The 19,914-nt window shown below is 50.2% G+C and carries 17 protein-coding genes; 13 read left to right on the top strand and 4 right to left on the bottom strand.

Going from position 1 to position 19,914, the window contains the following annotated elements:
• Positions 1-9 precede the first annotated feature (9 nt).
• The gene (locus tag ABXT62_RS05330) at positions 10-672 is read right to left on the bottom strand and encodes a DUF3313 family protein (protein WP_415357568.1); all 663 of its coding nucleotides are present in this window, start codon (positions 670-672) and stop codon (positions 10-12) included.
• A gap of 210 nt (positions 673-882) precedes the next feature.
• On the opposite strand from ABXT62_RS05330, the gene ABXT62_RS05325 reads away from it, so the two are divergent.
• The 6 genes from ABXT62_RS05325 to ABXT62_RS05300 all read left to right on the top strand — a co-directional run bounded on the left by ABXT62_RS05325 (position 883) and on the right by ABXT62_RS05300 (position 5,475).
• Entirely contained in the window at positions 883-1,395 is a 513-nt protein-coding gene (locus ABXT62_RS05325; protein WP_415357567.1) for a bactofilin family protein, read from the top strand.
• Positions 1,396-1,462: 67 nt separating this feature from the next.
• Positions 1,463-2,041, top strand: coding sequence for a hypothetical protein (locus ABXT62_RS05320; protein WP_415357566.1), 579 nt, complete (start codon positions 1,463-1,465; stop codon positions 2,039-2,041).
• A gap of 162 nt (positions 2,042-2,203) precedes the next feature.
• A complete protein-coding gene (locus ABXT62_RS05315) occupies positions 2,204-3,067 on the top strand; it encodes an alpha/beta fold hydrolase (RefSeq protein ID WP_415357565.1) in 864 nt (287 codons plus the stop codon).
• A gap of 70 nt (positions 3,068-3,137) precedes the next feature.
• Positions 3,138-4,517, top strand: coding sequence for a glycerophosphodiester phosphodiesterase family protein (locus ABXT62_RS05310; RefSeq protein ID WP_415357564.1), 1,380 nt, complete (start codon positions 3,138-3,140; stop codon positions 4,515-4,517).
• Between the two features lie 62 nt (positions 4,518-4,579).
• On the top strand, positions 4,580-4,975 hold the full coding sequence (locus tag ABXT62_RS05305; protein WP_415357563.1) for an MAPEG family protein: 396 nt from the start codon (positions 4,580-4,582) through the stop codon (positions 4,973-4,975).
• Positions 4,976-5,040: 65 nt separating this feature from the next.
• Positions 5,041-5,475 (top strand): nuclear transport factor 2 family protein, encoded by a 435-nt coding sequence (locus tag ABXT62_RS05300; protein WP_415357562.1) that lies wholly within the window; start codon positions 5,041-5,043, stop codon positions 5,473-5,475.
• Here ABXT62_RS05300 and ABXT62_RS05295 read toward each other — a convergent pair.
• Complete coding sequence (locus ABXT62_RS05295) at positions 5,472-5,654, bottom strand: hypothetical protein (RefSeq protein WP_415357561.1); 183 nt, start codon at positions 5,652-5,654, stop codon at positions 5,472-5,474. The genes ABXT62_RS05300 and ABXT62_RS05295 overlap by 4 nt on opposite strands.
• 56 nt (positions 5,655-5,710) lie before the next feature.
• On the opposite strand from ABXT62_RS05295, the gene ABXT62_RS05290 reads away from it, so the two are divergent.
• Entirely contained in the window at positions 5,711-6,652 is a 942-nt protein-coding gene (locus ABXT62_RS05290) for a sterol desaturase family protein (RefSeq protein WP_415357560.1), read from the top strand.
• Positions 6,653-6,686: 34 nt separating this feature from the next.
• Positions 6,687-7,601, top strand: a complete 915-nt coding sequence (locus ABXT62_RS05285; RefSeq protein WP_415357559.1) for a sterol desaturase family protein — start codon at positions 6,687-6,689, stop codon at positions 7,599-7,601.
• Positions 7,602-7,626: 25 nt separating this feature from the next.
• Here the strand turns inward: ABXT62_RS05285 and ABXT62_RS05280 are convergent, their stop codons facing one another.
• Positions 7,627-8,334 carry a polysaccharide deacetylase family protein gene (locus ABXT62_RS05280; protein WP_415357558.1) on the bottom strand — a complete coding sequence of 236 codons (708 nt, stop codon included), beginning with the start codon at positions 8,332-8,334 and terminating at the stop codon, positions 7,627-7,629.
• Between the two features lie 486 nt (positions 8,335-8,820).
• On the opposite strand from ABXT62_RS05280, the gene ABXT62_RS05275 reads away from it, so the two are divergent.
• Entirely contained in the window at positions 8,821-11,076 is a 2,256-nt protein-coding gene (locus tag ABXT62_RS05275) for a TonB-dependent receptor (RefSeq protein ID WP_415357557.1), read from the top strand.
• 107 nt (positions 11,077-11,183) lie between these two features.
• Positions 11,184-13,688 carry a TonB-dependent receptor gene (locus tag ABXT62_RS05270; RefSeq protein WP_415357556.1) on the top strand — a complete coding sequence of 835 codons (2,505 nt, stop codon included), beginning with the start codon at positions 11,184-11,186 and terminating at the stop codon, positions 13,686-13,688.
• A gap of 134 nt (positions 13,689-13,822) precedes the next feature.
• On the opposite strand, the gene cls is transcribed toward ABXT62_RS05270, so the two are convergent.
• Positions 13,823-15,271 carry a cardiolipin synthase gene (cls, locus tag ABXT62_RS05265; RefSeq protein WP_415357555.1) on the bottom strand — a complete coding sequence of 483 codons (1,449 nt, stop codon included), beginning with the start codon at positions 15,269-15,271 and terminating at the stop codon, positions 13,823-13,825.
• Positions 15,272-15,471: 200 nt separating this feature from the next.
• On the opposite strand from cls, the gene ABXT62_RS05260 reads away from it, so the two are divergent.
• From ABXT62_RS05260 to ABXT62_RS05250, 3 genes are all read left to right on the top strand, one after another.
• The gene (locus tag ABXT62_RS05260; protein ID WP_415357554.1) at positions 15,472-15,825 is read left to right on the top strand and encodes a potassium channel family protein; all 354 of its coding nucleotides are present in this window, start codon (positions 15,472-15,474) and stop codon (positions 15,823-15,825) included.
• 444 nt (positions 15,826-16,269) lie between these two features.
• Positions 16,270-18,438, top strand: a complete 2,169-nt coding sequence (locus tag ABXT62_RS05255) for a DUF3604 domain-containing protein (protein ID WP_415357553.1) — start codon at positions 16,270-16,272, stop codon at positions 18,436-18,438.
• On the top strand, positions 18,435-19,862 hold the full coding sequence (locus tag ABXT62_RS05250; RefSeq protein WP_415357552.1) for an MBL fold metallo-hydrolase: 1,428 nt from the start codon (positions 18,435-18,437) through the stop codon (positions 19,860-19,862). Before ABXT62_RS05255 ends, ABXT62_RS05250 begins: the two co-directional genes overlap by 4 nt.
• Positions 19,863-19,914: the final 52 nt, after the last annotated feature.

Raw genomic sequence — 19,914 nt, 5'->3', positions numbered from 1 at the left:
ACTATCCTGCTAGTTTTTGGAGACTTCAGCGAGATGGCTATTTAAAATCTGCGCCCAACGCTTCACGATTCTGTCAAAATCAGCAGTATTAGTGACACTGCTAGAGATTTGCATCATACCTGCATCGTCCTCGGCCTCTGGATCGATAATCTTGCCAATGATATCACCGGTCTTACCATCAAACAGTTCCATGTAGAGGGTCATGCTGCCAGCGCTAGCGACAAAAGTTTCACTCATGCCCGGCGTCATCAGGTCGGGGGCCGATATCTCAAGGTTAATAATAGCCGGGCGCAAAATCAGCACCCCCGTACCACCAGCCGACACCATCGGTCGTCCATCTTCAGTAGACAATACCTTTGTCATCTCAGACGCAAATTCTTTGGCTACATTATCCCGAATCTTTTTCATATCCTTATCACTAACTTGGTCCTGAAAGGATGCAGTCTCGTTATAGTTTTGCTGCCAATGCTTGGCAAAGGATACGTAAGTATCCAGTAGCGCTATTTTGTCATACTCGCTCAGGTCCGCCCCGGGCTTCATATACCATGCCGCCATTTTGCTATTCGGCATCAGGGTCATGCCATCAGCACTCTTAGCAGGGAAACTAGCTTTGCCCGTGGCACAAGCTGTTAGTAACGTAAAGACCAGAGAAATGAAAATAGCTTTCAACATTGCGCACACCTTCTTATTGATAGTAGTTTAGACAAAATAAACGGCCATATAACTTAGTCTATCGTTGCTAACAAAGCAAACCACCCAGCCCTCCATCAAAAAGAGGAGGTAGTTGACGCTGTTCCCGGTTTTAGCCAATAAGCGCTCTGGTCAATCGCTAAGCGGGCTGATAGCATGTATGACCATCATCGCTATACAGAGGCGATCGCCATGTTTGATCGAAGCAAAAATAAACCGGCGGGAACGCCCACCAAGGGCCGTGATTCAGCGCATACCAGCGCTGTCTCTCCCTCCCCTTCAAGCGTAAGGAGCGTCGTAATGATAGGGTCCAGCATTATCATCAAAGGCGAGGTAACCGGTGATGAAGATATTCTTATCGAAGGGCGCGTTGAAGGGGTCATCAACCTGAATGGCAATCAGGTTTCTATCGGGGAGTCCGGCGATGTCAGTGCCGACATACAAGCCAGTGTCATCAAAATCGATGGCACGGTAACCGGTGACATCTGCGCCAGCGAGAAAGTGGTCATCTCCAAATCTGGCAATGTCAGCGGCAACATTGTGGCTCCTCGCGTGATGCTTGAAGACGGCGCTATCTTTAAGGGCAGCATTGATATGGACCCTGCTGGTATTGCGCCGAAAGAAGCACCACTGACCTCGCAACAACCAGCCAACTCTGCAGCCACTCCTATGACCTCACCCGGACTGGACCTGAAGAGCGTCTAACGATAGTTTCGCAACGCCTGCAGCCGCGATTTTTCAGAAGCAGGCTTATCTGAGCTCGACATAACCATTGCAAAAATCTTCCAGACAGCCCTCCAAGTTATTACCTTCCCTATTCAAACACATCGATGAAGGGGAGCTGGTCACTGTTTTTCATGTAGGCCCTGCACTGCCGGAAACCGTAGATTTTTTCTCGAATTACCGCTGCAAACTACATTTCGTAGATCTATTCTCCTCGTTACCTATTGTCTGCAATGAGGATACGACAGCCTTACTGGAACAGCAGCTGGCACAAGTGCTCACGTTTCCGTCGGACACTCGCTTCGATGTCTGTCTTTTCTGGGACCTGTTTAACTATCTCAACAGAGATACCATCGGCGTACTTCTGACAGCACTGCGCCCCCACCTAAAGAACAACAGTCTCGCCCATGCATTTTCAGTACACAACCTCAAAACCCGTCATAACAGTCATCTCTACGGCATCCAGCAGCTAGATATTCTCAGCGTCAGACATCGACTCGCAGCGCCGCCGGGATACGCGCCGCATAGCCAGAATCAACTGAAACAACTACTACACTGCTTCAAACTTGAGCGCAGCGTGCTACTTGCCGATAGTCGACTCGAACTCCTATTGCACGCGAGCTTGTAGTATTCGCTGTGCTGATAATCAACAAATAGCTGCAGCAATCATTACGCATATGGGCAAGCAGAGGCAGTGATATTCAATGTTTTCTGTGATTGATTCGTCCAAAAAACTCACTCTGTCGTACAATGGCACTCTATTCCTCTGATCGCAGGTTCCCGTTAAATTATGCAAATGGCAAAAGAGTTCCACTTGGATATCGGTGATATTGAGTTGTGTGTCATCGAGTGGACCGGGACAGGTGATCCCGTTCTGCTATTACATGCCACTGGCTTTCATAGTCGGTGCTGGACTCAGGTGGTCAAGCACTTGCCAGGTCGCCAGGTCTATGCGGTGGACCTGCGCTTCCACGGTGCCAGCGGCGATGCCGGCGATACGGACTGGGGGATTATGGCCGAGGATATTCGCCTGCTCATAGAAAAACTGAACCTCACTGGATTGATAGGCGTGGGCCATTCCATTGGAGGACATTTGATTGCGCGCGCCGCTGCTAAAGCTCCTGATCGTTTCAAACATCTTGTCCTCATTGATCCGGTCATCATGTCTCCCGAGCGTTATGCAGACTTCCATGCATTCTCGGAAGGACTCGATGCTAAAGATCACCCTGTAAGCCGGCGTAAAAATCAATGGCGCGATGCACAGGAAATGTACGACCGATTTAAAGGACGCGCGCCCTTCAATAGCTGGCAGCCAGCGGTACTGCAGGACTACTGCGACTATGCACTGCGACCGGCGCACGATGACGCTCTGAGACAGCTTGCCTGTGACCCCGTTAACGAGGCGGGCATCTATCTTCACCAGAAGGGCAATGAAGCAGCCCTTGAAGAATTGCCCAATATACATACTCCAGTCACCCTGTTGCGAGCACCACCGGGTGATGATGCCCGACCCAATCTGAGCCTCTCCCCTACTTGGCCCGGTCTTGCAACCGCACTGCCAAACTGCCAAGAGATATACCTTCCCGAGTTAAATCACTTCATTCCCATGCAGAACCCAGAACTGGTAGCCCACTATATTCAAGCAGCGAAATAATCTTGCTGCGACCCGAACATCATGGTGTAGTCTGTACCGATAATTTTTGTACTTTTAAAATGAGGTCATTATGAAGAATCTGATTGCAGCTGTCAGTTTAAGCTTTGGGGCACTCATCGTTGGATGTTCCGACGGCTCCAACGATTCCCCTACCCCGTCCGCACCCCCGTCATCGCTGACGATTGTCCCCAGTGCTGCCCCGGAAGGCGCTGCCGGTGAAATGCGCACACTGACTTTCAGGGTCACCATGACTGAGCCGCAGTCGCAGCCGGTAAATATCGTCTATCAGACTGTCGCCGGGACCGCGACTGAAGATCAGGACTACCTGCAAACAGCCGGTGAGCTAACGATTCCGCCAGGTACTATCGAGGGTCTGGTCACTATTAACCTGATCGGTGATGGTGACGAGGAAGCAGCAGAAACCTTTATCCTACAATTCAGCGCCTCCGACAATGCAATACCTACCGAGACACAGGTTATCGGCACGATCGCCAATGATGACACCGCCTGTGACAAGCCTTTCACTAAGGATCCTAATCCGTGGCTGATGCAGGGGGCAGATCCACTGAATTTTGCTCACCGCGGTGGTGTCACCGACTTCCCTGAAAACACACTTTATGCCTACGCGGAAGCAGCCAAGGCAGGGGCAGACGTGCTGGAAATGGATGTCTACCAGACAAAAGATAACGCGTTGGTCATCCTGCACGACCTAGACGTCGATCGAACTACCAACGGTCGAGGCGATGTGGTGGACCTAACCCTAGCAGAATTACGCAAGCTCGATGCCGCCTATTGGTTTGTACCAGGCGCAGGAACTCCGCATGACCGACCAGATGAAGACTATAGCTTCCGTGGCATCGCTACCGGGCAGCAGCCGCCGCCCGTGGGCTACAGTGCCGAAGACTTCCGAATACCCACACTCGAGGAGGCATTAGCGCGTTTCCCTCGTGAGTTGCTGAACTTAGAGTTAAAACCGGATCAGGACGGTGTCGGTGACTATGAGCGACTGATGGCCGATCTGCTTCAGCAGTATGGTCGATCCACAGACGTAATCGCAGCATCCTTCGTTGATGAAGCGGCCAATAATTTTAAAGCCGTGGCGCCCTGTGTATACTCCTCAGTGCCGTTTAATCAAGCCTTTAGCCTACTCGCAGTCTTTTTGGGTTCTGGAAGCTTCCCTGCGGTGCCAGAGCATATAGGCTTTCAGGCACCTCCCGATACCAGCCAGATTGGGGATGAGCTACCCGGTGACGCGGCGATACCGCTTGCCACTCCCGAATTAGTAGCCGCTAGCCACGCAGCAAATCTTGCTGTGCAGGTTTGGACCATTAACTCCTGCGAAGACATGTTGCGTATGATTGACCTCAAGGTAGACGGCATTATGACAGACCAACCTGTGCTGCTAGCGAAACTACTAGGAACGCCAGCTGCAGAGCGTCAGTGTGACTGACTAATTGCGACCGCAGCGACTCAAAAACTGTAGGGTAATAGAACCAAAGGAAAATAGAACTTATGAATACAGTAATACTCAGCTTACTCATTTTGTCTCTGCTTCCGCTAATATGTGCGTGGACAGCGGGATTCTATCGTCAAAAACAACTCGGCAGCGTGGACAATAAAGAACCCCGACTGCAGTCCTTGCAACTCACAGGGGCTGGCGCCCGAGCGGTAGCGGCACAAAGTAACACTTGGGAAGCATTGGGAGTCTACAGCGCCGCGATACTCGCGGTCTTTATCAGCGGGATAGACTTACAGAGCATCTCCACACCGATAATGGTATTTGTAGCACTGCGTGTTGCCTACATCCCCCTCTATATCGGCAATATAGATAAACTGCGCTCGCTCAGTTTTATCGCAGGCTTGGGTATCTGCATCTACCTGTTCTATATCGCGCTGTCGGCAGGCTAAAGAAGATGCACAGTCTTATGTTATGCAACAATTCGAGTCTCTCATCACACGCACTGGAATAGACAATGTCAAACAATGCTAATAAAGCCGTAGTGGAAAAAATGTGGACGGCGCTAGGTGATATGGATTGGGATGCGATGAAAGCCTGTATGCACCCAGAAATTCACTACCGAGATGTCCCTAGCGATGACCCCGGCGCCCACGGACCAGAAAATTGCGTAAAACGCCTGCAAATTGCCTTCAAGCATCTGCAAAAACAGGAACAGGTCACGCACCACCTAGCCGCAGACGGTGATATCGTTTTTTTGGACCACACTGAAAAATGGACATTTACCTCAGGGGAAACAGCCGCCCACACATTTGCCAGCATGCACGAAATCAAAGATGGCTTAATTTATCGCTGGAGCGACTACTGGGACATGCAGAAGTTTGCCGGCCAGTTCCCTGACTGGTTTCTCGAAGAAATGATGAAGTCAACAGCGGCTGATTTTAGTGACTAAAGGAGCATCTTTGCCCGGGTATTCGCGAGATAGTGTACTTTGTCTGTCAGTACACTGTTGCTGTCGATATAACGCGATATCATGAACGATTGGCCGTCCTTCATGACCATAGGCCTTGGCTGGACTAGCGTCGCGAGATCAAGTCGACACTCATCAACTTCAGTGGTAGTTTTTTTCATAAGCGTATTCTGTTCTTTACTAGAAATTTTACTCGAGTCGCGTTAGGCTAAACCCCATGGATACCCTGCCGATCGAGTCTCTACCCCTAGTAAAAATACTGCCACTATTCGTGTTGGCACTGTTCATTTACGGACTAGCGGAACTGAGCTTTGTACACTTTCGGCAACGTAAAGCGAAGTTGGGCGAATATGGCATGTCCCTGAAGGGACTAGGCTTTACCGGCCTTGTCGGCGTGTTGGTTGAATTTGTGGTCGGCCCGTTTAGCAAATTGTTGCTTGCAGTGTGGGGCGCCAGCCTCAGCCCCTTCGATGCGGGCCTCACACCTGTCGGATGGTTTTACGGTTTCTTTATTTATGAGATGAGCTACTGGGTACAGCACTGGCTCGCACACAAGGTGCGATTGCTGTGGTGCCTACACTCACCCCACCATGCGCCCCAGTCCATGAATCTGTTCGTAGGTTTCAACCATTCTTTCCTTGAAATTATCTTTTATATGCCGATCACCCTTGGGCTGGTTCCGGCTCTTCTAGGTGTCGATCCGATAATCATTGCCGTATTCACATTTGTGGATGTCGTATGGGGTAATCTGCTGCATTTAAGTGACAAGGTGGTAACACGTCGCTGGGGACCCCTTGAACGCTTCATGCAGACACCGTCTTATCACCGTGTACATCATGCCCAGAATGTGAAGTACATGGATACCAATTACAACTCTATCACCCTACTGGGCGACTGGCTGATGGGCACGCTACAACCACTGCAAGCTCAAGAGCCAGTGAAGTACGGTATTACACGGGAGGTCAATACATCCAGCTTCCTCGATGTGCACTTTGGAGAATTCACCTTACTGTGGTCTGATTTGCGCAGCGCCGGCAATCTCAGAGCTTTTTTCGGTTACCTCTTGTGCCCGCCAGGCTGGAGCCCTGAGGGCGAACAACAAACAGCTGCGGCACTCAAAAAAAGGGCCGTTATCACGCGAGAGGGAACTCGCGCATAGTACGTTTGAACGTATTTAATTTGGGGATATCTCTATGCAGGAATTTTGGTCCCAGTATATTGAACTTGCGACTGGCACTTTCGCGGTATTAGCTGTTGCATATTTATCGTTGCTTTTAAGTTGGCCGATTTTTTTATTAGTCGAAAAATTCAAACCTGTAACGCAGTATGCGTCTCGTTCGCAGTACGCTTTAAATTGGAAAATCACCTGCAGCAACCTTCTACTGGCGCCCCCCTTCGCCGCGATGATCGTGCTGTTTGCGGTGTCTTTAGTCAATTACTCTGGCCTGACACAGTTGCGCATACCAACCTCCGAACTGTCAGTTGGAATTCCGTTTTTGGATGTTATTTTGCAGGGTATAGTAATATTCTTCACTGCGGTTTTTTTGGGCGACTTTTGGTATTACTGGTGGCATCGTGCGCAGCATAAGGTGCCATTTCTGTGGGAACTCCACAAACTGCATCACAGCGATGAACACATGAATAGCACGACCATTTATCGTTCCCACTTCCTTGAACCTGCGGGGCAGGCTCTCGTGAAAGGATTAACAATCGGGTTGATTTTCGATGTAACAGAGGCGCCAGAGACTGTCTTGGCCATTGTAGCGGCCGGATTATTACCTGTGCTCTGGGACTACTTTATCCATGCCAACGTAAGAATAGACAGACTCAATCGTCTAATGCCGTTCTTTTCAGTGCCCCAATACCATTGGATTCACCACTCTAAAATGCCGCAGCATCAGGATAAAAACTTTGCTATTTGGCTTCCAATGTTTGATGTTGCTTTCGGCAGTTACTATCGACCTTCGGTAGACGAATATCCGGCATCAGGCTTATCGTCTGGCGAAAAGATCGAATCCCTGTGGGAGGCGCAAACAGGGCCTTTCTCTGCGTGGCTTCAAATGCTGAAGAATCGCTATGCCCGTCGACCGCGAGGGCAGATAAGCTAACATTAACAGTGGACGGAAGCCCTTTTTACTTCGACAGCTGTATCAACTCACCCACGGTCACAAATCGATAGCCCTGAGTTCTGAGCGCTTCGATAATAATGCCGGTTGCTTCTACACTCGCGGCTCTACTATCCTGAGCACTCGGATCGCTCACATCGCCGTGGCCGTCATGCAGTAGGATAATACTCCCCGGCTCTATCGATTCAACAACAGCGCTGGCAATCAACTTAGGATCAGTCACCTCCCAATCCAAACCACTTGTGCTCATCAGTATTGACGTCATATCGAGCTCGTCCAGAGCCATTTTCAAACCCGGCCCCTGAATGCCGTATGGAGGGCGGAAAAGCACAGGCTCATAGTCCACCAGGTTTTCTATCAGTCGATTAGTTCGCACCAATTCCTCGAGCATCTCAGTCTTACTCAACGAAAACATCGGGCGATGACTGTAACTGTGGTTACCAATTTCGTGACCAGCCTTAGCTACCGCGCGCACGGACTCAGGAAACGCCTCTACGTTTTGACCTTTGAGAAAAAAAGTTGCCCTAACGGAGTGGCGTTCTAACGTATCCAGTAAAGCTTGTGTGTGCGGAGGATTGGGGCCGTCATCGTAGGTCAAAGCCACCACTTTTTCAGCGACGGTAGCCGTCACAATAGCCCCGCTGTAACACCATACAAATACACCAATAAAGGCAACTAGTACAACGGCGACGTAAGCGGCAATTTTTCCAATCATAACGGTTTTTCCACGTAGTGCGTTAAATGAGGGCCATACCTTCACATCTGTAACAGAAGTCGTATAATCAGTCTATTAATGTTCATAAAATTTCTGCACTAAAACGTAGCCACAAGCGAGCTTCCCGGAGCAGAAGGGCTCATAGAGGTTGATCATGATGCGTAGAAAACGCCTTCAAAAACCTGCCACAAGAGTAGATGCCCTAAACCTCGTGAAGGCAGTGGGCTGCAGCCAAAGACGGCAGCTCTGAGGGTCGATTGCAGCTCACTGCCTTGATGAGATGAGTAGCCTATTCATGTCCTGATACTACCATCGCGGCGTGTAACGCTATTAGCTGAGTCTGGCTGAGCACTGGCGGTCCTGCGCCGGCAATCCCTCAGGGATTGCCAGAAAGCTCGCTGGAGGATAGCTCGTCGGGCTGCGCCTACCTAGGGCGGATAGTAGACTGTTATCAGAATAATTTAAAACAATAAGTAAGGTATAAAAATGACCGTATACAGAAAAAATATCGCGTTTTTCTACACAGCACTGAGTGCCAGTCTTCTGCCTTTGGTCGGAGTCGCTCAAACCCCAACTACCGGGGACCGCCCCCTACTAGAAGAACTCATAGTGACGGCGCAAAAGCGCGAACAGAACCTGCAGGATGTGGCGGTGGGAGTGTCACTACTGTCGGGCAAGGCAATGCGCAATGCACAAATTAAAAATGCCGCAGAATTAGCGACCCTGATACCGACGCTTAACGTACAAGCCAGTTCTGGTCCTTCGACCTCTTCTTTCAATATTCGAGGAATTGGCACGCAAGCCTTTAGTCCTGCTGTGGACCCAAGCGTCTCCACCATGTTGGACGGCGTCGTAATGGGCAGATCAGGCATGGCTTTTTTGGATCTAGTGGACGTTGAGCGGGTTGAGGTCCTCCGCGGCCCTCAGGGTACTCTCTACGGCAAGAATGCATCGGGTGGTGTGGTGCATATCATCACCAAGGATCCCACCCCTGAACTGAGCGGAACCGCAGCGGCCACGGCGATTCAAGATGATGAATACCGCATCGATGGCAGTGTTGCGGGTCCGATAACAAACGACCTAGGCTTTAGACTGACGGGATCGGGCGTGCATGACGATGGCTATGCCGAAAATGTCTACAACGGAGACAAAATCAACGGCACAGAGAGCTACAACGTGCGTGGCAAACTACTGTGGCAAGCAAACGAAGATCTAGAGTTTATGCTATCCAGTGACTACAGCAAAAGCGATTGTGACTGCACAGCGCTAAGTGTTCGCTCAATCCTGGCAGGACCCGATCAACAAAATCTCCTAGAGCAACAGCTACCCGTAGTACCCTCGAAGAAGAATCAGAATGTAAATAATGATCAACCGACCTTCACTCACCTAAGAAGCAGCGGCGTTTCCCTTACGACCAACTGGGAGCTGAATAACTATGGCCTAACATCGATTACTGCTTACCGCGATTGGCAAAGCGAGGGCATTGTTGATTTTGATGACGGACCCACCAACCCACTAGCACTAAGCTTTCCATCTCCACCAAAAACAGACCAGAATCAGTTCTCACAGGAGTTCCGTATTGCATCCCCACCCGCTGACTGGGGTTCCTATATCGTCGGTGCGTTTTACTTTGAACAGGATATCAATACCAGCAATGCCACGACGACGTCTCTACTTGAACCCCTTGTCCCAGCGACTACCCGCACGTCAAAAAAGGACGTCACAGGGAAAAATGTCGCCGTATTTGGCGAAGTGAACTTTAATTTTTGGCAAGACTGGCAACTCATATTAGGTGGCCGTTATACCTATGATGAGTTGGAATATGATACAAGCGCTGACAAGACAGACAACCTCATTTTTCCACCCGCTGGCGATTTCAGTGACTCGTTAGATGATAGTGATATTTCACCAAAGATCGCAATACAGTGGGACATGAACGACGATGCGATGGTTTACGCCAGCTATGTCGGTGGATATAAAGGTCCGGCCTTTGACACCTCCCTGATAGCGGGGGGATCCTATGTGAAGCCAGAAACTAGCGATGCTTGGGAGACGGGATTTAAATCACGCTGGTTGGACAATCGATTGATAGTCAATTTTGCCGCTTTTTATGCGAAGTATAAAAACTTTCAGGCGCAAGCTTCGGTCGACGATCCGGACGACTTGCTCCCCGCTAGTCTTGTGCTCGTCAATGCGGGCAAGGTTTCTACTCAGGGAATAGAGCTAGAAGTGATTGCTCAGCCCAGTGTCGACTGGATGATTACGGGCGGTGTTGCCTACACCGACGCCACCATAGATGATTACCCCGAAGGTAATTGTAGCGGTGGCCAGAAGTATCGCGGTGAATGTCCCCTGGGGTTCCAAAACCTTTCAGGAGGCCAGCTTCCCTACACGCCAAAATGGAAACTCAATCTAAGCACTAACTATACAATTCGACTCGATGATTTACCCTTCCATGTTGTGCTTGGCGGCAACCTGCGCTCTCAGGATGATGTTCTCTACGGACTCTCGCAAGATGAAAACACGAAACAGGAGGCTTATACCATTGTTGATATACGCGCGACGCTCGCAGGAACCCGCGAAGGTTATCGAGTTACAGCCTTCGTAAAAAATGTATTCGATACCAACTACGCGTCGCTCATTTATGCCAATAGCGAAGTCCTCCTTCCAAATGGCTATATTCAATACGTTCCAAAGTATGCTAACCGAATCGCAGGCATCGAAGTCCGCTACGACTTTTAGCCAGCAGCATCTAATGCCACCTAGGAGAAAATGACATCAAACAGCTACCGCAAAATTAAGCATTAGCTATCTTCGCTATTCAAGCTACCACTGGCGCAATATTTTCAATGAGAAAATTACTACTTTTTTTAATCATTTTTTTATCCTACTCCGCAGCATCAATAAAAGCTGATAGCCCTACGTCCAATAGTTCTCAGCAGCGACTGATGCAGGAAGAAGTGATCATCACAGCCCGAAAACGAGTGGAGCGAATCCAAGAGACACCTATCGCTATTTCAGCCTTCTCTGATGAAGCGCTGAAAGTTGCTGGCATTGCCGATATCCGCGACCTACAGGAATCAGTGCCCGGTCTTAATCTCAGCGAAATGGGCAATAAAGCGCCCTCTATATTCATCCGCGGCGTCGGCCAGAAAGAGTCATTAGCAGCACTTGATCCCGGCGTGGGTGTTTATATCAATTCGATTTATATCGCGCGCACCGACAGCCAGTTACTGGACCTTATGGACACTGAATCGATACAGGTATTGCGCGGCCCACAGGGGACCCTCTTTGGCAAAAACAATACCGGTGGTGCCTTGCTGGTCACCACCAAAAAACCGCACACCAATGCCCTAGAAACCACAGTGTCTACCCGGCTTGGCAATTATGGCCGCCGTGATTTCAAGATAAGCACGAACATACCGCTAAACGCTGACACTCTGGCAACCAGCATTAGCCTCAAGAGCACGCATATGGATGGCTATCTGAAGAGCACCTACGACGGTGAAGAATATGGTGATCAGGATCGCCTCGGTGCAACGGCGCGTCTTTATTGGCAGCCCTCTAACGCCTTTAATACTGACCTGTTCTACTACTGGTCAAAAACCGATGAAAAAGGTGCAGGATTAACCTGTTTCTTTCAGAATCCGGACAGCGTGTTTAACACATTTACCTGGCCCGGGTTTACCGCACCGAAGTCCTATGAGTCTCGCTGCCGGAGCAGTGAAGCAGAGTCCAAAGATCACAAAGTGCTCATCAATGGGCCTTCCACATTTGAGATGACCAGCCAGATTGTTGGATTAACGCTAAACTGGGAGTACAAAAATTTTGAAATCAAGAGCATCACTGCATGGAGCCATCAAAACAATATTGGCATTGTGAATGACAGTGACGCAACAGACATAGCAGGCGTTGAAACTGGACCCCTCGCTGTCCGCATAGGCTTGGAAGCTTCACTGGCATCAGGATATGGCGATTTCTCGCTGCCCGATGATGAACAACGCAATCAATACAGCGAGGAGTTACAGCTTACCGGCAGAGCCCTTGATAATCGGCTCTCATACACAACGGGGATCTTTGTTGCCAGAGAAGAGATAGACAATAGCATGTCGGGCAATATGGTCGGTGACAGGGGCTACTCCTATAAGGCCAATGTGACAACACTCATACCGAAGATCATCGGGACCAGCAGTGATCTTACCAATGACAGTTTTGCTTTTTTTGCTCAGGGCACTTACCAGATCACAGACTGGTATCAACTGACAGCGGGTGCCCGATATACCATAGAGAAACGTCAGCGCGATGCGACTTTATTCGAACCAGATTGTAAGGCTATTCTAAGCGCTAATTTAGTCCCTGGCGCTACTGATCTGTGTGCGTTTGACGTCCTAGGGCTAACGGACCCCAGTGGCTTTTATGAAAATCCACCGTCCGTTTTACCCGTTCGACTCGCGGGAGACAACGGCAAGGCAAAGGGAGACAAGGAGTGGTCAAAATGGACTCCGACCCTTACCAGCGCGTTCAGCCTTCCCGATAGGTATTTGGAAAACACTGTATTTGACAGTACTCTGCTGTATCTGACCTATAGCAAAGGCTTCAAATCCGGCGGGTTTGAAATGAAGGGACTTGAGATATCACAATTCGAACCAGAGAACGTGACCAACTACGAAATCGGACTAAAAGTGGACGCATTTGATCAGCGTCTCCGTTTTAATACTGCGCTTTATTACATGGATTACGATGATATTCAAATTCGAATAACGGAACAGGGCCAATCTTTTGCCGACATTTTGCTGTTCATCGACAACGCGGGCGCGGCAACCATACAAGGCTTCGAAATGGAGTTGACGGTGCTTCCTGTGCCCAATGTCGTCCTGACTGCAACGACCAGTTATACCGATGCGAGCTACGATGAGTTTATCGCGTCTGATGTTGATACCGCAGCCATTCCACCGGTGCAGTCAACAATAGATCGCTCAGCTGAAGATTTTGCCGCAATACCAAAACTGACTTATTCACTTTCGGCAATGATTATCCTGCCGACCGAAATTGGTGAGTTTGCACCGCGACTATCAATGTATTACCGAGACTCTCTGTATACCGGTCTGGATGCAACGGCTTGGGATTCGCAGTTTCGGGATCGTACCACTATCGACGATGTCACGTTATGGAGCTTCCGACTCGGCTACACACCAATCGACAATGATGATATTCAACTATGGTTTTTTATTGATAATCTGGCTGATGAAAACTATTTTCAGGGCGGCTTTTCAAACACTGAGTCTTTGGGAGCCGGCTCCTATGTCTTAGGAGCGCCACGTACCTATGGCCTTGAAGCATCCATTGCTTTTTAACCAAGAGTCGTAGAAGGTCAGCACGGATGTCCATCACTAACACTGTATCCGGACGCACCAAAACACTCAATGCGCCATTGAGACGCAGTGTTCGTGAACGTCCCTTTTTTGTGACCCTGAAATACAGTAAGACGTTATAGTATAGGCCCCAACATCGCGACTGAGTTGTTCCAAAGACATCGGGTTAGCGACCATTTTTCTACCTGCTCCAAGGTTATTCTGTTGGCGCTATCAATATAATCCCGCTGCCGCGCACGCACAGTTTGCGTCAGCTCAGGGTCATAGATCAAAATATTATTTTCGAAATTGAGATCAAAGCTGCGCCTATCCATATTCGCTGACCCGATCAGGGTAATTTCGCCGTCCAGTGTCAGCGTTTTACTGTGTAACAACCCACCCACGTATTCGCGAATATCTACCCCCGCTTCCAGTAATTCAGCATAGTAACTGCGGCTGGCTCCGGCCACTTCTCTGGAATCATTTCTAGCAGGTAAAATAAGCGTTGTTTGCACCCCTCGGTACGCGGCAGCGCACAGGGCTGCCTGCATCGGCTGATTGGGCACATAATAGGGGGTAGAGATCGTCAACTCATGACGTGCTGAAAACATCAGGGAGATGAACACCTCTTCCATCGCCGAATGACGCAGAGTGGGTCCACTCGCAATCACCTGAGCCACAACAGTCTCTGCCTCAGGGGTCTGCGGCTGTTCAGTTGGACTGCCTATAACCTCATTTGTGCAAAGGTGCCAGTCGGCCGTAAACAGTATTTGATTTTGTCTCGCGATTGGACCTTCCATTCGCACAACGGAATCGACCCAAGGCCCATATTTTGCCTTGGGCCTGAACTCCTTATCTGCGCAGTTTTGGCTACCGCAATACGTAATTTGACCGTCAACAACGACTATTTTTCGATGATTTCGCAAATCAACGCGCCCCTGCAAAGGGCGCAGAAAGACATTGCCTAGAGGCAGTGCTACCGCAGTACAAACGCCCGCAGCACCCATCTCTCGCCAGAGCCGGGACTTGGTCAACACCCGCGACCCTAAACCGTCGACGATAGCCCGACAAGTCACTCCACGACTGGCGGCGCGTTTAAGGGCCTCAGCAACGCGCACACCGCTATTGTCATTAAGCCAGATATAGAACAGTAAGTTAACCTCACTGCGTGCAGCATCAATATCTGACACCATACTGTCGATGGTCGCGGCTGAGTCCCGCATCAACTGTGCACTATTGCCTGCCACAGGAGCAAAATTACTGATGGAGCGTCCCACTCGAAACAAGTGCACATAGCGGGAAGGTATACCGATAGATTCATCCGCATTTTCGTCAATGAAGTACTCGCTGTAGTGCTCCTCTCCAAGCTTAGCTAGCATGGCCTTCTGGTTGCGACGCCCTATATGGGTTTCGCCCAGCATCAGGTAGGCGACTATTCCGATCACAGGTAAAGCCAATACGACAACAAGCCACGCAATCCGTGAGGCCGGCGCCCTATGCGGCCGCTGCAAAACACGCACAACTACCGCTACCAGAACCAGCAGATGCAGCGATAAAATCCACAGATTACTATAAACCATACCCATAGCTTGCACTATCGAGTATCAGGCTACAATAGTTGAAGCGCAAAGGGCTACTAATCTTCTAGCGCCTAGGATTGACAATGCCGATAGGGCTAACATTGTTCAACCCAAGCCTTGACACGACTATCATGAGGTTCTGAATATACCTGTTCATTTAATGCAGATATTTGCAGAGTTGATCATCAACGGGAGTAAGACTAGCTATGGAATTCACCATCACCTTCACTGAGTTATTTCTCAAAACACTATACTTGGGTGCACCCATTTTACTGTCTCTGATCACTGTTATTATCCTTCTGGCCTTGATCGTTAGCCGCAAAGAAAGATGGACTGCTTTTGACTCAATCTATTGGGCATTCATCACAGGATTTACCGTCGGCTACGGCGACATACGCCCGCTGACACGCCTATCCAAAATACTTGCCATATTGATCGCATGGACTGGAATTATGTTCACAGGTGTCATAGTCGCAGCCACTGTCACGGCAACCTCCAGCGCCATCAAAGACAATCTTCAGCCCGATGCTTTGCAAAAAGTAGAGAAGGAACTCCGCTAAATTAAATGTGGGGAAATGCTTGGCAACGTTCATTGACGGGCTCAACTGCGCAAAAGTAACAGCAGCCCGATCAGGCCCATAAACGGTAAGCCTCGTATTGGTAGCTTTATCGGCCGGGCAGGCTCATTTAACGAGTTGTGAGCTTTGTGCTACTGCACAAGATGCCATTTCTCCATCGAATCATTGCCCCGACCTCAGACGTCACTAAAACGACAATCATCGCATTACCGGAACGGACCCCAGGTCTAATAGAAAATTCGCGCAATATATATTTGGCCGACAAGAACATGGTGGACAAGGCCATTGTACCGTAACGTGTTTCTAGTACGTGCCGACGAATGGGATTGAATGCAACCAACGTTACGAATGTCTACTCTAACAGCGTTGTTAATATGCGTGGGATTGCTTTCGGGCTGCAGTAAGCCCCAGGACCGGGGTGTTATCGTGGGAGGCCCTATTCCCCCAATACAGTTATCCCACAAGCTAGCTCGACAGGGCAGCGTCGCTCCATCGCACGCAGAAACAGATTCTGGAAAACGCCAAAACAACATCGAGCAGCAGATTGTCTTCGGTGATCTGCACGTTCACACCACCTTTTCCTCGGATGCCTTCATTATGTCCCTGCCTGTCATGGGGGGCAGCGGCTTGAAGTCTCCGGCAGATGCCTGCGATTTTGCGCGCTACTGTTCTAATCTGGACTTCTGGTCCATTAACGACCATGCCGAAAGCATCACCCCGCGCCTCTGGGAAGAAACAAAGCAAAGTATTCGCGAATGCAACGCGGTATCGGGAGACCCCGAAAACCCCGACCTCGTGTCTTTTCTAGGGTGGGAATGGAGCCAAGTCAATACTGACCCGGGGAAACACTATGGCCATAAGAACATCATGTTTTTAGACACAACAGATGAGCTGGTGCCCGCGCGAGCCATCGCCGCGCCACGTGCACAGCTTGCCAAAGCGCCATTGGGTATCGCCGCGCAAATGATGCTCGCCCTCACCGACTTCGAGAATCGCGCCTTCTATTTAGGCATACAGGGATACTACGATGAGATCGAAAATACACCACTGTGTGAGCAAGGCATAAACACACGAGAACTGCCCGCAGACTGTCTTGAATTAGCCGCCGATCCAAGAGCGTTATTTACCAAGTTAGACGAGTGGGGCTTTGACAGCATCGTCATTCCTCATGGCACCAGCTGGGGGATGAATACCCCAGCAACCACGACTTTCGACAAACAGCTGAATCGCCAGCAGCACGACCCGAAACGACAAATTCTGTTTGAAGTATATTCGGGCCACGGCAACTCCGAAGAGTACCGAGATTGGCGTGCGCTCAAAAAAGACGGCAATGGTGAACGATACTGCCCTGCCCCCTCCGATGACTATCTTCCCTGCTGCTGGCGAGCTGGTGAAATAATCGCCGAGCGATGTTCCGCTGAGGGTGTCGCTTCGAAAGCCTGTGAACTTCGCGCCGCCAATGCCCGGAAAAATTTTGTTGCCGCAGGGATATCTGGGCATCTCACTGTCCCCGGCCAGCAGGTGACTGACTGGCTGGACTGCGGCAACTGCCCGGACTGCTTTCTCACGCCCATGGATCACCGCCCGGGCACCTCGGCTCAGTACGCACTGTCAATTACTGATTTTGAGCAACCGCAGGAACCCTTCAATTTTCGATTTGGATTCATAGGCTCTAGCGATAATCATCGCGCAATGGCTGGCACTGGGTATAAACAAATCCAACGCAAACGAACCACCGAGACCTTCGGCGCGCCGAGCAAACGCTTCGATAACGCGGCACAGGGCGACCAACTCGGCCCGATGCCCTACTCCATACCGCTGGACATTGACGGTGTTGGCCTGATCAACCTGCGCAACATGGAGCGACAAAACTCCTTCTGGCTCAGCGGAGGTCTGGTTGCGGTGCACAGTGAGGGACGCAGTCGAGAAGCTATATGGGACGGACTAAAACGCAAGCAGGTCTATGGTACTTCGGGAGACCGTATTCTTCTATGGTTTGATTTATTGCAAGTAAAACACTCAACACCCATGGGCTCCGAGACTGAATCCGCAACCAACCCGCGTTTTCGCGTTAACGCGGTAGGCGCATTTAAGCAAGATCCCGGTTGCCCTGCTCACGCCCTTAATGGTCTCGGAGAGAAACGACTGCAATGGCTGTGTGGCGGCGAGTGCTATAATCCCTCTAGTGAGCGGCATGCCATCGATCGCATTGAAGTCATTCGCATCCGGCCTCAGGCGACCTCGAATGAGCCTTTGGATCAATTGATTGAAGATCCCTGGCGGACCTTCGATTGTTCTGGCGACGCGATGGGCTGTAGCATAGAGTTTGAAGATGAGGGCTTTGTCGAGGGCGAACGAGAATCCATTTATTACGCACGCGCCATCCAGCAGGCGACGCCCATGATCAACGCTAACAACCTCCGCTGCGAATACTCAGAGGAGGGAGAATGCATCGCGGTCAATCCTTGCTATGGCGACTATCGCACACCGGCAAGCGAGGACTGTCTGGCGCCCGCTGAACAACGCGCTTGGTCCTCCCCGATTTTCATCCGTTTTGCATCGACTAATATTTTGAAAGAGGCGTTATTGCAATGAATCCCACTAAGCGAAAACAGAGCGGCGCGATCGGAACAGTAATCCTATTCTGCATCGCCGTGGTTTGCGCAGGTGCACTTTGGATTTATTTTGACGAAGACGTCGCACGTAAGTTAAAGCAGGAGGCAGAAATTCAAAGCATGGCAGTGATCGGAGATGTCGCTACCAAACGTTTGGCCAGTGCCAGCGGAGAAGGAACTCATGGTGCAGCAGTCGACCTCATCAAACGTCCTATCGAGGTGCGTGAAGTAGCCGAAAATATTCACTACGCCACGGGCGTCGGCAACACCATTATGATTACCACCAGCGAGGGCGTTGTCCTGTTCGACACAGGACTGGTCATACAGTCGGCTAACCAGTTGCAAATACTGAAGGATACCGTGTCAGATGCGGACGTGCGTTATATCATACTCAGCCATTCCCACGCAGACCATATTGGCGGCACACGGTTCTGGATGGACGAGGGCACTGACATTATTGCCCATCAAAATTTTGAAGAAGAACAGCGCTATCTCTCTGAACTGCAACCCTACCAATACGGCCGTAATCGCACGTTGTTTCCCTGGATGCCTGCCTGGGAGGACCGACCAGATATCGCATTGATGCGCTATGGCGGTATTGTGCCCACGATTACCGTGGATGATTGGGAAACCTATGCATTTACTCTGGGTGGCATAGAGTTCCAAGTGATAGGAGCACCAGGCGCTGAGGGCGCAGATAACGCTGTGCTCTGGCTACCGCAGCAAAAAGTATTAATCAGTGGCGATTTCTTCGGCCCCCAGTTCCCTCAATTTCCCAACATCTTCACCATGCGTGGTGAAAAGGTTCGAAAACCGGTTGAATACATAAAATCTCTTGACCGACTTATTGCCTTGAATCCTGACGTTATTCTCCCCAGCCACCTCGACCCCACAATAGGCGCAGAGAAGATTCGGAAGGGCATGCAGCGCATACGAGACGCCGTACAATACGTGCATGACGAGACCATTGCGGGGATGAATGCTGGCAAGACCGTTAACCAATTGATGAAGGAAATAAAATTGCCGGCTAACCTCGAGCTGGTCCAGAATCACGGCCGCGTGGATTGGGCGGTGAAGAGCATCTGGGAGTATTACATGGGTTGGTTTCGCTTCGAAAGTACCACAGAGCTTTACCCCATACCTGCTCAAGATGTCTATGCAGACCTTGCACAAATAGCGGGCAACGAGAACCTGATTGCGCTAGCCAATAATTACCTTATCCAAGGTGAGCCGGTTAAGACGCTGCACATCACGGAAATAGCCCTTGCGGGTGATCCACAAAACGCTAGCGCTTTGGCGCTAAGAGGCCAGGCATTGGTCGAGTTGTTGGAGCGCGCCGAAAATGGACTGCGCAACGATTACGAGATTTACTGGCTGAAGTCGCAGCTTGACACTGCACCTTAACGTTTTGACCACGCGTTCCCGAAGTTGAGCCAAAAAAGTAGAAGGATGGAGC

It is taken from the genome of Halioglobus sp. Uisw_031 (assembly GCF_047729875.1).
In the GTDB taxonomy this organism is placed as follows: domain Bacteria; phylum Pseudomonadota; class Gammaproteobacteria; order Pseudomonadales; family Halieaceae; genus Marimicrobium.
Note: the sequence above shows the minus strand (reverse complement) of the source record. Positions and strands in the feature narration are given on the sequence as shown.